Source organism: Aerococcus urinaehominis (genome assembly GCF_001543245.1).
Taxonomy (GTDB): domain Bacteria; phylum Bacillota; class Bacilli; order Lactobacillales; family Aerococcaceae; genus Aerococcus; species Aerococcus urinaehominis.
Genome location: NZ_CP014163.1, coordinates 261,641 through 275,194 on the forward strand (window position 1 = coordinate 261,641; position 13,554 = coordinate 275,194).

Annotated in this window: 13 protein-coding genes; 1 reads left to right on the plus strand and 12 read right to left on the minus strand. The window is 42.5% G+C overall.

The features are described from left to right. Nucleotides 1–4 precede the first annotated feature (4 nt). Nucleotides 5–2,017: a DNA topoisomerase IV subunit B gene (parE, locus tag AWM75_RS01175; RefSeq protein WP_067977347.1), complete on the minus strand. Its 2,013-nt coding sequence runs from the start codon at nt 2,015–2,017 to the stop codon at nt 5–7. A gap of 265 nt (nt 2,018–2,282) precedes the next feature. On the opposite strand from parE, the gene plsY reads away from it, so the two are divergent. After that, nucleotides 2,283–2,828, plus strand: a complete 546-nt coding sequence (gene plsY, locus AWM75_RS01180; protein WP_234946614.1) for a glycerol-3-phosphate 1-O-acyltransferase PlsY — start codon at nt 2,283–2,285, stop codon at nt 2,826–2,828. Nucleotides 2,829–2,878: 50 nt separating this feature from the next. On the opposite strand, the gene codY is transcribed toward plsY, so the two are convergent. The 11 genes from codY to AWM75_RS01235 all read right to left on the minus strand — a co-directional run bounded on the left by codY (nt 2,879) and on the right by AWM75_RS01235 (nt 13,553). Beyond that, on the minus strand, nt 2,879–3,685 hold the full coding sequence (codY, locus tag AWM75_RS01185; protein WP_067977349.1) for a GTP-sensing pleiotropic transcriptional regulator CodY: 807 nt from the start codon (nt 3,683–3,685) through the stop codon (nt 2,879–2,881). Between the two features lie 4 nt (nt 3,686–3,689). Beyond that, nucleotides 3,690–4,619 carry a tyrosine recombinase gene (locus tag AWM75_RS01190; RefSeq protein WP_067977350.1) on the minus strand — a complete coding sequence of 310 codons (930 nt, stop codon included), beginning with the start codon at nt 4,617–4,619 and terminating at the stop codon, nt 3,690–3,692. 201 nt (nt 4,620–4,820) lie between these two features. Further along, entirely contained in the window at nt 4,821–6,884 is a 2,064-nt protein-coding gene (topA, locus tag AWM75_RS01195; protein WP_067977351.1) for a type I DNA topoisomerase, read from the minus strand. A 117-nt stretch (nt 6,885–7,001) separates the two neighbouring features. After that, the gene (gene dprA / locus AWM75_RS01200; RefSeq protein ID WP_067977352.1) at nt 7,002–7,958 is read right to left on the minus strand and encodes a DNA-processing protein DprA; all 957 of its coding nucleotides are present in this window, start codon (nt 7,956–7,958) and stop codon (nt 7,002–7,004) included. Between the two features lie 71 nt (nt 7,959–8,029). Continuing rightward, a complete protein-coding gene (locus AWM75_RS01205) occupies nt 8,030–8,824 on the minus strand; it encodes a ribonuclease HII (protein ID WP_074572497.1) in 795 nt (264 codons plus the stop codon). Next, the gene (gene ylqF, locus AWM75_RS01210; RefSeq protein ID WP_067977354.1) at nt 8,817–9,704 is read right to left on the minus strand and encodes a ribosome biogenesis GTPase YlqF; all 888 of its coding nucleotides are present in this window, start codon (nt 9,702–9,704) and stop codon (nt 8,817–8,819) included. The genes AWM75_RS01205 and ylqF overlap by 8 nt, the downstream gene beginning before the upstream one ends. Nucleotides 9,705–9,724: 20 nt before the next feature. Next, nucleotides 9,725–11,188, minus strand: a complete 1,464-nt coding sequence (locus AWM75_RS01215) for a S41 family peptidase (RefSeq protein ID WP_067977355.1) — start codon at nt 11,186–11,188, stop codon at nt 9,725–9,727. Nucleotides 11,189–11,220: 32 nt separating this feature from the next. Next, on the minus strand, nt 11,221–11,436 hold the full coding sequence (locus AWM75_RS01220; RefSeq protein ID WP_067977356.1) for a YozE family protein: 216 nt from the start codon (nt 11,434–11,436) through the stop codon (nt 11,221–11,223). A 9-nt stretch (nt 11,437–11,445) separates the two neighbouring features. Further along, the gene (locus AWM75_RS01225; RefSeq protein ID WP_067977357.1) at nt 11,446–12,084 is read right to left on the minus strand and encodes a YpmS family protein; all 639 of its coding nucleotides are present in this window, start codon (nt 12,082–12,084) and stop codon (nt 11,446–11,448) included. A gap of 9 nt (nt 12,085–12,093) precedes the next feature. Next, nucleotides 12,094–12,588, minus strand: a complete 495-nt coding sequence (locus AWM75_RS01230) for a dihydrofolate reductase (protein WP_067977358.1) — start codon at nt 12,586–12,588, stop codon at nt 12,094–12,096. Between the two features lie 11 nt (nt 12,589–12,599). After that, a complete protein-coding gene (locus tag AWM75_RS01235; protein WP_067977359.1) occupies nt 12,600–13,553 on the minus strand; it encodes a thymidylate synthase in 954 nt (317 codons plus the stop codon). Between the last annotated feature and the right edge of the window lies 1 nt (nt 13,554).

The window sequence follows — 13,554 nt, forward strand, 5'->3', positions numbered from 1 at the left end:
ATCTCTATTTGCCTGCTTGGTTTTGCTGGGCTAATTCTACTTCTATTTCTTCTGTTTTGTCTTGACTAGCATCATCATTAGCCTGTTCTAACAACTTATCTGCCTCATCCATAGTAAAAGCAACATGACTTTCTATCCAGTGACGTCTTGGTTCAACCTTGTTACCCATCAATACAGAAACACGCTTCTCAGCTAAAGACAAATCATCTAAGGTAACTCGGATGAGCGTACGAGTCTCAGGATCCATAGTGGTTTCCCAAAGCTGGTCTGCATTCATTTCCCCCAGACCCTTGTACCTTTGAAGTGTGTAGCCTTTACCCACTTCTTTAATAGCACGGTCCAACTCTTGGTCAGTCCAAGCATAGGCAATTTTCTCTTTTTTTCCTTTGCCCTTAGAAACCTTATAGAGTGGTGGCATGGCTAGGTAGACCCGGCCCGCCTCTACTAGGGGGCGCATGTAGCGATAGAAGAAGGTTAATAATAAAACTTGAATATGGGCCCCGTCAGTATCAGCATCGGTCATGATAATTACCTTATCATAATTTGCGTCATCTAGATCGAACTCGGCCCCAACACCAGCGCCAATTGTATAAATGATAGTCGCCAATTCTTCGTTTTTTAAAACATCTTGGATTGACGCCTTTTCAGTATTTAATACTTTACCCCGCAAGGGTAAGATGGCCTGGAACTTACGGTCCCGTCCTTGCTTAGCTGAACCACCTGCTGAATCACCCTCGACTAGGAAGAGTTCATTTTTTTGGTGATTTTTCCCCTGAGCTGGTGTCAGTTTGCCCGATAGTAAAGTTTCCTGTTTTCGCTTACTTTTTCCGGTTCGTGAAGCTTCACGGGCCTTACGAGCTGCGTCACGAGCTTCACGGGCTTTGAGCGCCTTTTTAACCAGCATCTGGCCAATTTCCCCGTTTTCCATTAAATAGATAGAAAGGCGGTCAGACACCATAGCTTCTACTGCTGACCGAGCTTGGGGAGTTCCCAATTTAGACTTGGTTTGCCCTTCAAATTGTAGCATTTCTTCAGGCACTCGGATTGACAGAACTGCTGTAAACCCTTCCCGCACATCGCTACCCTCCAAGTTCTTTTCTTTGGGTTTAATAAGATTAACACGACGGGCATACTCATTAAAGGTCTTGGTCAAAGCCGTTTTGAGTCCTACTTCATGCGTCCCACCATCTCCGGTACGAACATTATTAACGAAGGAAAGGATTGTTTCTGAATAACCGTCATTGTATTGGAAGGCCAGTTCCATAGCAATACCAGCTTCCTTATTTTCAAAATAAACAGTTGGGTGTAATTGATCCTTGTCTTCATTTAAATAATCAACGAAAGAGACAATCCCATCTGGATAGTGAAAAGTCTCCTCGCTCCCATTTAATTCATCAATAAAAATAATTTCTAAATCTTTAAGTAAGAAGGCGGACTCCCGCAAATGCTGGCGGATAATATCAGGGTCAAACTGGGCCTCCTTAAAGATACTGGCATCTGGTTTAAAACGTATCACTGTACCTGTTTGTTTCCCTTTATAGGTGGTTGTTTTAGGTTTTTGTGGTTGACCACCATTGATAAAGGTTTGCTCATATTTTTTACCATCCCGGTAAACTGTAACAGTCATTTTTTCTGAAAGGGCATTAACTACTGAAGAGCCAACCCCGTGTAGCCCGCCTGAGGTCTTGTAGCCACCGCCACCAAATTTACCACCGGCATGCAGAACAGTCAAAATAACTTCTACTGTAGGTTTACCTGATGCGTGCTTACCAATTGGCATGCCCCGTCCTTGGTCGCTGACTTCTACAGAGCCGTCAGCTTTTAAAGTCACTTTAATTTGCTGGCCATATCCCGCCAAGGCCTCATCAACAGAGTTATCAACTATCTCATAAATCAAATGATGAAGGCCACGATTATCCGTTGAGCCAATGTACATACCGGGTCGTTTACGGACTGCTTCTAGACCTTCTAGCACTTGGATGGATGATTCATTATATTGGTTATTATTTTTGGCCATTAAACCGCTCCTTATTTTTTCTAGTCTATATCATATCATAGCTTAAAATAATTTCATGAAACAAGTCATTAATTCTTAGGTTATAAGTTGAAAAATTTACTGACAGAAGTCAGGTCAATTGGATTTATTTTTTACGCTTATTTACGCTGTAATCATGGTATAATAAGGTTAATTATGCGCAACAATATTTAAGGAGGCGGTCTAACTGCTATTATCAATAATCACCCTGCTGGTAGCCTACATCATTGGATCCATTCCCTCAGGTATTCTACTAGGCAAGTACGTCTATCATAAAGACCCCCGTCAATTTGGTTCAGGTAATATTGGCACGACTAATGCTTTTCGAGTTTTTGGTGTTAAGGGAGGCCTCATCGTTTTCCTATGCGATGCCCTCAAAGGAGCAATTCCTGTTTGGCTAGCAATGTGGCTAAATCCTCAGGTCCACCCGCTCTTGGTTGGCATCGTAGCCGTTATCGGTCATTCCTTCTCCTTATTTTTAAACTTTAAAGGAGGAAAAGCTGTCGCTACCAGCTTCGGTGTTGCCTTTGCCTTCCTTCCCATTTTCGCCTTGCTGGCAATTGGTGTCTTCTTTGTTTGCCTCTACTTTAGCCGGATGGTCAGTCTATCCAGCTTAGTTGGGACTGGTGCAGCCTTTTTCATGTCATTTTACTATCAAGACTGGCTATTTAGTCTGATTGTTGGCCTTATTTGGTTGCTTATGATTATCCGCCACCGGCCTAACCTTGAGCGCATTAAAAATGGTACCGAATCAAAGGTACCATTTGGTTGGGGATATAAGAAAAATCAATAAAAGCTAGCTAAATATTTAGAGCTTAAGGTGTATGCCTTAAGCTCTTTTTTCTATAAGCTGACTTTTTGCAAGGTAGCTTTCAACATTTTAAAATTTTCGACGCTCTTGACGTCTATAAAAGTCCCCTTCATGCCGAGTGAACGAGAGCGGATAACCCCGGCTGATTCTAATTTGCGCAGTGCGTTTACAATTACAGACCGCGTAATATTCTTTTGCTCAGCAATTTTTGAAGCAGTAATACGGAAGCTTTCAGCCGGTTGCCGGTCAAAAATTACATTTAGGGCTTCTAATTCAGAATAGGACAAGGAATGGACTGCCATATCTACTAAGTTTTGCTGGCGAATTATTTTTTGCTTCGATTCATTTTGTACATGCTCCATCTCGATAGCTATCACTGTTGCAATATATTCGGCCAAAATCATATCTGCTGTATTAAATGGCCCGTTGAGTCTTGTTAGCATGAGGTAGCCAATAACTTCGCCTGATGATTGAATGGGCACGATAGCTGTTTTCCCGTCCGGAAATTCATCACGATACTCGATAGGAAACATGGTACGGTCGTCAGAAATTGGCACGTTAGCTAGGGTTTCATCAAGATTATTAAGATTATCCATGTAAGCTTTTGGCACTTTACGCGCAGCCATCATTTCAGTGATCCTAGCAGAATGAGCTGCCTCGTATGGAAGATGGAAGCCAAGTATTTTGCCATCTGCCTGAAGCAGATAAGCATTCGCTTGAACCTTCTCGGCTAATTCTTTAACCATGGGTTCAAAGGAAAGATCATCTGCTTGATCAACAATATCAGAATGTTGCATGAAAGCTTTTATTTCACGAATTTTACCTAATAATTCTTCCATTTCATTAGTCCTTTCTATCGGCGCCCTCATCAAGGTGGGCTCGGGGATGAAAATTCATATAAGACTGGCGAAGTGATTCTTTGGATATGTGGGTATAAATTTGGGTGGTAGACAGACTAGCATGCCCCAATAATTCTTGGACTGTTCGTATATCAGCACCATGGTTAAGCAAATGGCTAGCAAAAGAATGCCTAATCTTATGGGGATGGATGGCCAAATTAGAAGTCGATCTTTTTATCAACTGGTCTAGTATAAAAGCAATACCAGCGCTGGTCAATTGCTGTCCATGATGATTAACAAAAACATAAGGATGGTCAGCCCCTGTAATTGCCATTAACTCCTGGCGGGGACCTGACAAGTAATCTTTTAGCGCATCCTGACACGCCTGTCCAAACGGTATATAGCGGTCCCGACCACCCTTACCATGAATTAATACCATGCGACTCTCAAAATCTAACATGTCCAAAGTCAAATCACGGCATTCAGCTACCCGAGCACCGGTTGCATAAAGAAACTCTAATAGGGCTAAATTTCGTCGATCTAAATCTCGCTCTCCTTGAGCGGCCTGGAATAGCGGAACAAGCTCTTCCTCATAAAAGAACTCAGGAAGCTTTTTCTCAGCCTTAGCCCCTTGAATATAGGCAAAAGGATTATCATTAACCCCTTTAATCGTGACAAAATGGCGATAAGCCGATCTTAGTGAGGAAAGGTGACGGTTAATACTGGATCGCTTAATCCCTTTAGCCTGAAGCTGACTCAGGTATAGGCGGATATCTCGGTAGGCCACTTGATTAAAATGACACAAACCTTGGTCCGACATAAAAGTCATAAATTGGTCTAAATCATCTAAATAGGCCTTAACTGTTTGCTGACTATAATGTCGCTCATCCACAATATAGTCCATAAAAGATTGGCGTAATTCTTGGTTAGTCATAGCAGCCTTCTTTAAGTTTGTAAATTTTTAAACATTCGCAATATTCTCTTAATATAATACAATTATATCATAGTCTACAAATTAATAAAGTAAACCTTTTCATTTTCAGATTGATTAATTTTTTATTAAAAATGAAGAAGCTGTGACCTCTGCCACAGCTTCTATCTCAAATCATCTAAATGGTCAGCACTTTTAACTTAATCAGTCGTCGCCCTTTTGAACATCTTCCTTATAATCGCAGTTAGAGCAAACGACTTGTTTTTTACCTCGGGATTTCTTCTCAACCAAGAAATGCTGGCAGACTGGACAGTCTCGTCCAATCGGCTTGTCCCAAGAAACAAAGTCACAATCCGGATAACGTGAGCAGCCATAAAAGAGGCGATTTTTCTTAGATTTACGCTCAATTACTTGACCTTCCTTACAGGTTGGGCAGGTAACACCAATTTCTTTAACGATTGCCTTTGTGTTGTGACACTCGGGGAAATTAGAGCAGGCATAAAATTTTCCATATCGGCCTAACTTGATGACCATGGGGTGACCACACTGGTCACAGTCAAAACCGGCTGGCTCATCTTTAATCACTACCTTTTCCATCTTCTCCTCAGCCTCTTCAAGCTCCTTGGAAAATGGCTTATAGAAACTATCGATAACCTTAACCCATTCCTTTTTACCAGTTTCGATATTATCCAACTCTTCTTCTAGATGTGCTGTAAACTCTATATTAACAATATCAGGGAAGAACCTGCTAATCAGGTCATTAACAATCTCTCCTAATTCCGTAGGCTCAAAACGTTTAGCTTCTAATTTAACATAGTAGCGTTTAATTAAGGTTTCTATGGTAGGTGAATAGGTCGATGGACGTCCTACCCCATTTTCTTCTAAACTCTTAATCAAACTGGCCTCGGTATAGCGGGCTGGTGGCTGGGTAAAATGTTGACTAGGTTCAATTTCGACACTCTTCACCACATCTCCATTGGCTAACTCGGGCAGAATATTATTTTTCTCAGATCGATCAGGGTAAACTTTTAAAAAGCCTTCGAACTTAATTTTAGATCCATTGGCCCTGAAGCTGGCACCATTTTGAATTAAGTCGCAGGCCACGGTATCAAAAACTGCCGGTGCCATCTGACTAGCAGCAAATCGTGACCAGATTAAACTATATAGCTTGTACTGATCCTTGGTTAAATAGCCTTCAATATCTTGAGGCGTCCGGCTGATATCAGTGGGGCGTATCGCTTCATGGGCATCTTGGGCGCCACCACCTCCACTCGTTTGACTGCCTAAATAGTCCTTACCATACTGGTCAGTAATAAAATCTTTAGCAGCTGTCTGAGCTGATGCAGAAATCCGGGTAGAATCGGTACGCATATAAGTAATCAGACCAACTGCGCCTCCACGTCCTAAAGACACCCCTTCATAGAGCTGCTGGGCAACCATCATGGTTTTTCTGGTACGGAAATTTATACGGCGGGCAGCTTCCTGCTGCATTGATGAAGTTGTAAATGGTTTTTGCGGGTTACGCTTTCTTTCTTTTTCTACCAAATTGGCTACCGTAAAATCTTTATCTTTAATTTCAGCCATAAACTTTTGCGCATCGGCTTCCGTTTTCATATCAACTTTTTTGCCATGCAATTTATTAGCCTGAGCGGTAAATTTTTTACGATTTTTTAAAAAAGTCCCTTCAATTGTCCAGTATTCTTCCGGCTTAAAGTTACGTATTTCATTTTCCCGGTCAATAATCATCTTAAGGGCTACTGACTGGACACGTCCAGCTGATAAGCCACGTTTAACTTTTTGCCAGAGCATTGGGGAGAGGTTGTAACCAACCAACCGATCAAGAACTCGGCGAGCCTGTTGGGCATCCACCAAGTCCATATCAATTGGCCGAGGGTTTTTAACAGCCTCTTTAACTGCATCCTTAGTAATTTCATTATAGGTTACCCGGATATTGTCATTAGGATCAAGACCAAGCAGGTAAGCTAAATGCCAAGCAATTGCCTCTCCCTCTCGGTCCGGGTCGGAAGCAAGGAAGACTTTTTCCGCTTTTTTAGCATCTTTTTTAAGTTCTTTAATAATTGGCCCCTTGCCTCGAATCGAAATATAATAAGGATCATAGTTATTCTCCAAATCAATCCCCATCTTACTCTTAGGCAGGTCACGTAAATGACCCTTAGAGGCAACAACCTTGTAATTGCGACCTAGGTATTTTTGTATGGTTTTCGCTTTAGTTGGCGATTCCACAATGATTAGATATTTATAAGCCACCTACAGGCTCCTCTCTGAATTGGTAAATCGCTATTCATATTAGGTCAACAATTTATTCTTGTCAAATATTTTTAATTCAGATAGTTTTGTTAGCTCTAACTTCTTCATTTTTTAATATTAAAAGTAACTAGGCAAGGCTGCCAACAAGTCTTCTGAGCTGGCTACTAAACTTGCGCCCTCTTGGATAAGGCGGTTAGAACCCGCATAGGCTGCATCCGTAATTGGCCCTGGGATGGCTAAAACTTGACGGTTTTCATTTAAGGCATGGTGGGCGGTAATCAGAGTCCCCGATTTTTCCTTAGCCTGGACTACCAAGCAAGCTAAGGACAAACCTGCGATTACTCGATTACGATAGGGAAAATGCCAACGTTGAACGTCCGCCTGACATGGCAAGGGCGAAACAACCAGTTGATCTTTTGCTAGCTGTGCTTGGATATTTTTATGATGACGAGGATAAGCATGGTTTAAGCCTGTACCTATGACTGCAATAGTTCTACCCTTGCCCTTCACCGCCTCCTGATGAGCAGTCACATCTGCTCCCTTAGCCAGACCAGATGTAATCGTCCAAGCGGAAAGTACTGGTGGTAAAAGCCTAGATAAAGCCTGGTAGCCATAGGGCGTTAAATCACGGCTGCCTACTACGGCTAGCTGTGGTGTATGTAGTAACCGCCAATCGCCTTGGCAAAAAAGCACCTGAGCAGGTTGATAACTGGCTCTTAAAAGTTCAGGGTATTGGGCTTGGTCTAGAGAAATAGCTTGAATATTTTGGTCTGCATAGGCAGCTTGACAAGCTGGCCAAGATAAACGGTCTGGTAATTTGCCTAAATTAGTAACTTTCCTTGCTAGATCATTCAACTGTTTAGTTGTCAAGTCTTTCTGTAAATTGCCACCTACATGCCAATCAGAAGCAAGTGACTGCTTATTGTTCCCGATATTTAATCCAGAGTTCCGATAGATAGCAACTAAAGCCTCTCGGTCTTGATAGGAAAACAACCCGCTCTCAAGACTATGCACATATATCTCATGGGCGCTGGTATAGTTTGTCTGTAGATAATCAACGATTCGATTTAACATAAAAAACCTCCTATAACATTACATACGTAAAAGGAGGTCAATTTACTTTTATATTTTTTGTTACTTAGTCATTAGCGGATGGCTGCCTTAACTGGTGCAAAGCTGAGCCTATGAATCGGGCAAGGACCAAATTTAGCTAAAGCAGCTAAATGTTTTTTCGTCCCGTAACCCGCATTATTAATAAAATCGTAGGCTGGATAAAGGTCATGGTACTGAGCCATAAGGCGGTCGCGATATACCTTAGCATATATGGAGGCGGCCGCAATACTATAAACACTAGCATCTCCTTTGATAATTGCCTGGTGGTCAATAGTCAAAGTAGGCAAGCTAACCGCATCAATCAAGGCCATATCAGGACGAGGACATAAGGCTAAAATAGCCTGGCTCATAGCCGCTTTTGTAGCTTGTAGAATATTAGTTTCGTCAATCTGCTGGGCTGATACCTCAGCTACTTGAACGTCTATCGCATATTGATCAATTGCTGCCACCAGCTTTTGGCGTTGACTCAGACTCACTTGCTTAGAATCATCAAAATCTATCAAGGGCATATCTGCTGGCAGTACCAAGGCACAGGCAACAACAGGCCCCGCCAAGGGGCCCCGCCCTACTTCGTCAACCCCTGCAATCACCTGGTAGCCGGCTTGCATGAGCGCCTCTTCACGGCTACGCATGGCTTGAATATGGGCACGTCGAAGCGACTCTTTAGCGCGCTGACGGTCAAATGCAGTCAAAGCCTGATGTACCCCTTTTCTGGAATCAAGCACTAGGCTTTCTCGGTCCGCCTGAGACAAGTCCTGGTTATTCCCCTGCAAATTAGTCAAGTAACTTTTGACCTGGCCTACCGTCATACTTTTAAATTCATTCATTATCATTAACCCCAACTTGGACATCGCTTACTTCATAACAATCTTCAACTCGGTCTAAAGTCATCCGTCCTAAGCGGCCTGCCCTAAAATCAAGGATTAATTTATTGGCAGCTCGTTCATAATCATCTTTAAAACCTTGGCGCGCTGTGATAATCATCAGAACCTCCGCATAAGGTGGATGGGCCTCATCTGGAGTAAGAGCTAGTTTATCTACTAAGTAATCAGGATAGTATCGTCCCATGAACTCTAAGGCAAACAGGGCGATATCATCATCATAGTAGTGAGTATCCTTAATTGCACCCGACAATGCCAAAGCCTGCGCCCGATCCTGGTCTTCAAATTTTGGCCAAAGAATGCCGGGCGTGTCTAAGAGTTCAAAGTCATCATCTATTTTAAGCCACTGCTGCCCCTTGGTCACACCGGGCTTGTTACCAACATCGGCGCGTTTCTTACCAGTAAATTGATTGATAAAGGTTGATTTACCAACGTTGGGAATACCCACGACCATTAAGCGAATAGGTTTATGTTTAACCCCCTTATCAGCCCACTTTTGGCGCAAAGGCTGAGTAAAATCAGTTAAGACCTTACGTACTTTCTTAATATCTCGTGGATTTTTGGCATCCAAAGCATAAGCTTGAACCTGACTACCAGTCAATTTCTCTACCCAAGCTTGACTTTGACGAGGGTCAGCTAAATCAGCCTTATTGAGAACGATAAAGCGCGCCTTATCGCCTATGATAGCGTCAATCATTGGGTTTTTTGAACTATCCGGTAAACGCGCATCTCGCACCTCCACCACTACATCTACTTTCTTTATCTGTTCCTGTACCTCACGCTTGGCCTTGGCCATATGTCCTGGGTACCATTGAATCAATGCCATGGTTTCTCTCCCTCCTCAATTTAATTTGCTTGTAAGGTCTTAACTGCTGCCTCCAATTGACTATCATTAGCCTTAATATGGTCACGCATAGCTTGGACTAAGCCATAAGCCGTCTGTCCATCTACCTGGCCAGTTGTTGATAAATTATGATCAGTCTGGAAGCTTCTGACTGCCTGAACAGTTTGGTCATCATAAAGGTCATTAGGATGAGCCTGGTCACTATAGCCTAATACATATAAAATACGCTTAATATTTAAGACTGCCTCGCCAGCAGCACCAAGCTGATAATCTTGGCTGGCATCTATGAGCGTCAAACTAGCATAGTCAGGCAGGCTAACTGTCACGTTAGGTTTTATTCCCTTTTCATTAATCCAATCGCCATTTGGAGTGAGCCAATGAGCAGTCGTAATTTTTAGATCGCCAGCCGAACCAATTGGCACAACAGACTGGACAGTCCCCTTACCAAAAGAATTTTGGCCGACGACTTGCATCTTAGCTGATTGTTGCAAGGCCCCAGCTAAAATTTCTGATGCTGAAGCAGAGCCTTCATCGATAAGCACACTTACGGGTTCTGTCACCTTAAAATCTCCGTATTCTTGATTCGAAGCCTTCAGTGACTCTTGATGAGCCTGACCATCCTCTGTTTTAACAATAACATCACCATCAGTTAGAAATATATTAGCAATTTTAACGACCGAAGTTAGCAAGCCACCAGGATTGCCTCGCAGGTCTAAGACAAAAGATTTTGCGCCTTGTTGACGCAGATTCTCAATAGTGGTGACCAATTCGTCATAGGTGGTCTCTGCAAAAGAGCTGATTTGAATATGGCCGATACTAGAATCTGATAGGATTTGACCTTTCACAGTTTCCAGTGGAATCGTATCGCGTGTGATTGCTACTTTTTGATTACTATCTCCCCGCTTGATTTCAAGGGTTACTTGACTGCCCGCTTGGCCTCTAATCAAGGCGACAGCCTCCTCACTGGTTTTACCAGCTAGTGATTGACCATCTACTGAAAGAATGACGTCATTGGCCTGCAGACCCGCACGCTCAGCCGGCGAGTCCTGGATAGGGGAAACAATTACAATTTGGTCATCCAAGCTCATAATCTCGGCACCAATCCCATCGAATGACCCATCCATACTCTCATTCAAGGCCTGAGATTGTTTTTGGTCTAAAAAGGCTGAATAAGAATCTTCAAGGGCTTGAACCATACCAGAGAGAGCCCCAGTCAATAACTGGTCACTGCTTATATCTTGGTAAGACAAAGCTTGAATAGTCGTTCCCGCTTTTTGTAAATTACGAATCTGACTGGCAGAAAAACTAGAGCCTAAGTTGACAAAAGGTAGACTAGCCGTGTAGTAATAACGGGTACCCATAAAGACTAGGACCAAAGATATCAGCCAAACTACTAGACGCTTAAGTCTGGCACCACCCGCCTTGCTTGTACTAGCTAAGTCTGGTGTATCTGGATTATCATTCATAAATCATTCTTCTTTCTATATCACGCAATTATTTAGCTCGTATATTCCTGCCAAATTTCATCAAAGGTTGCTACATAGTCCGAATAGCGGTCGTTTTCTTCAATATACCGACTGATACTATCAAAATCTCGCCCAGTGCGCGGAAAATCAGTATCTAAAAAGACACTTTCGGCAAACTCGGTCCACTTTTGATCCTGGAGGTCAGAATGACCCCGGTATCGCTGTACATATTGATAAAAGTTTTCCATAAACAACCTCTACTTCACATTAGCTTCAATTTGTTCAGCAATAAACTTTGTTGGGATATCAAAATTAATATCAATCCGATCATTAGCCAAGTCAATATATTGGGCTGACACCTCAACTGGTAATTGTTGAGAAGCCTGGTCTAAACGGACAGTTAATACTTGATCAGCAGCATCGACGTCCAAGGGAACCTGACTATCAATCAGACCGGCAAAAGCTTGCATGACTAGTGAAGTCGGTAGGTCAAGACCACCCAGCTCGATGCGATTGATATCAATGGCAATATTTTGCTGCTCATCAACCCGCGGATCACCGGCAATTTCAATACCTATTTCTTGCCCAAGTAAACTAACCTTGCTTTCAAAATTGACTTGATCGTCTACATAAATCCGATAGGGTGACTGGTCATCAGCCAATAGCGCATTTAATAATTGGTTAAAGGAATCTCGAGACATAGAAGATTCGGTATTTATTACCTGACCCGATTCATACGGGACAGTAGCTTGATTACTAGTTTGATTGGTTGTTTGGCCGGCAAAAAGACTAGTAAAGACTACAACCAAGCCAATAATCATCAGTGACACTAAACCGATGAAGGCCCATTTCCAGCCGTTAAATCTACGGCCCTTGTTAGAAATTTTTACAGACATACTCTACTCCTATCTTTTTCTATAAAATTCAAAGCGGTAGGGATAAGCGTGCTGGTCATCAACTGGGTGATCGACACTGTGATAAAGACTAAAGGTCGATAAGTCTGGGTTAAAATATGTACCCCCTACTATATCAGCCATGACCAAGGTACGGCGTAATTCATCTAAATAAGGCCAAAACAGTTGATAGACACTGGCACCGCCCATGATAAAAACATCTTGTTTTTGCGCCCGACTTAAAATGTCTTCAATTTGATCGGTAATAATCACATCAGATTGATCATAATCCGACTCAAAAAATTGAGCTTGCCGGCTAAGGATAATATTTTCCCGCTGAGGCAAGGGTCGATAGTTCATAGAGGCAAATGTCCGACGTCCCATCACCACTGGATGACCTTGTGTTTGGTCCTTAAAAAATTTCAAATCGTTGGGTAGCCGCCAAGGTAATTGATTGTCGCGGCCTATCACGCCATTTTGTGATTGGGCCCATATCGCAATTAGCATAGTTTACCTCCCTAGACAGCCACTGGCGCCTTAATAGCTGGATGTGGATCATATCCTTCTAACTTGATATCCGCCTTTTCCAATTCAAAAATTGATTTACCGTCAGCGGCAGAATCAATAACCAACTGCGGGAAGCCCTTAGGCTGGCGGGTCAACTGCTCTTTAACTTGGTCGACATGGTTAGTATAGATATGAACATCGCCAAAGGTATGAATAAATTCACCCACTTCTAAATTAGCTTCCCGCGCTAATAAATGAGTTAAGAGCGCGTAAGAGGCAATATTAAAAGGTACACCCAGGAACACATCGCCCGAACGCTGGTAAAGCTGACAGGATAATTTGCCATCTTGGACATAAAACTGGCTCATAGTATGGCAAGGTGGTAGGGCCATATTAGGAATATCTTCGGGATTCCAGGCTGACAGGATAATTCGCCGAGAATCTGGATTATTTTTTAGCTGGTCGATAATATTAGCGATTTGATCAATATAGCCCCCATCGCGTGTTTCCCAGTGACGCCATTGCTTGCCGTAAACATTGCCTAAATCACCATATTTATTAGCAAAATTGGCATCATGCAGCACTTTATTCTGGAAAATCTTCATTTGTTCTTGGTAAAGCTGATTAAATTCAGGGTCCTGGTTAGCTCGTAAGCCAAAATCAGTCATGTCAGGTCCTTGATAATCTGCTGACTCTACCCAATTCTTAAATGCCCATTCATCCCAAATATGATTATTATTTTCTAACAGGTAGCGGACATTGGTGTCACCCTTCAAAAACCACAATAGTTCCGAAGTAATCAAGCCCATGGGTACCCGCTTGGTCGTTAGAAGAGGGAAACCCTGACTAAGATCAAACCGCATTTGATAACCAAAGGTCGAAATCGTCCCGACACCGGTTCGGTCAGATTTTTCTTGGCCATGATCTAAAATATGTTGTAGTAAATCTAAATAAGCTTGTTCCATA

What these genes read in the sequence shown, in the direction of transcription:
- codY (WP_067977349.1), bottom strand. Translation starts at nt 3,685, where the DNA reads ATGGAAGAATTATTAGGTAAAATTCGTGAAATAAAAGCTTTCATGCAA.
- ylqF (WP_067977354.1), bottom strand. Translation starts at nt 9,704, where the DNA reads ATGGCATTGATTCAATGGTACCCAGGACATATGGCCAAGGCCAAGCGT.
- parE (WP_067977347.1), bottom strand. Translation starts at nt 2,017, where the DNA reads ATGGCCAAAAATAATAACCAATATAATGAATCATCCATCCAAGTGCTA.
- dprA (WP_067977352.1), bottom strand. Translation starts at nt 7,958, where the DNA reads ATGTTAAATCGAATCGTTGATTATCTACAGACAAACTATACCAGCGCC.
- AWM75_RS01215 (WP_067977355.1), bottom strand. Translation starts at nt 11,188, where the DNA reads ATGAATGATAATCCAGATACACCAGACTTAGCTAGTACAAGCAAGGCG.
- AWM75_RS01235 (WP_067977359.1), bottom strand. Translation starts at nt 13,553, where the DNA reads ATGGAACAAGCTTATTTAGATTTACTACAACATATTTTAGATCATGGC.
- AWM75_RS01205 (WP_074572497.1), bottom strand. Translation starts at nt 8,824, where the DNA reads ATGAATGAATTTAAAAGTATGACGGTAGGCCAGGTCAAAAGTTACTTG.
- AWM75_RS01220 (WP_067977356.1), bottom strand. Translation starts at nt 11,436, where the DNA reads ATGGAAAACTTTTATCAATATGTACAGCGATACCGGGGTCATTCTGAC.
- AWM75_RS01190 (WP_067977350.1), bottom strand. Translation starts at nt 4,619, where the DNA reads ATGACTAACCAAGAATTACGCCAATCTTTTATGGACTATATTGTGGAT.
- AWM75_RS01225 (WP_067977357.1), bottom strand. Translation starts at nt 12,084, where the DNA reads ATGTCTGTAAAAATTTCTAACAAGGGCCGTAGATTTAACGGCTGGAAA.
- AWM75_RS01230 (WP_067977358.1), bottom strand. Translation starts at nt 12,588, where the DNA reads ATGCTAATTGCGATATGGGCCCAATCACAAAATGGCGTGATAGGCCGC.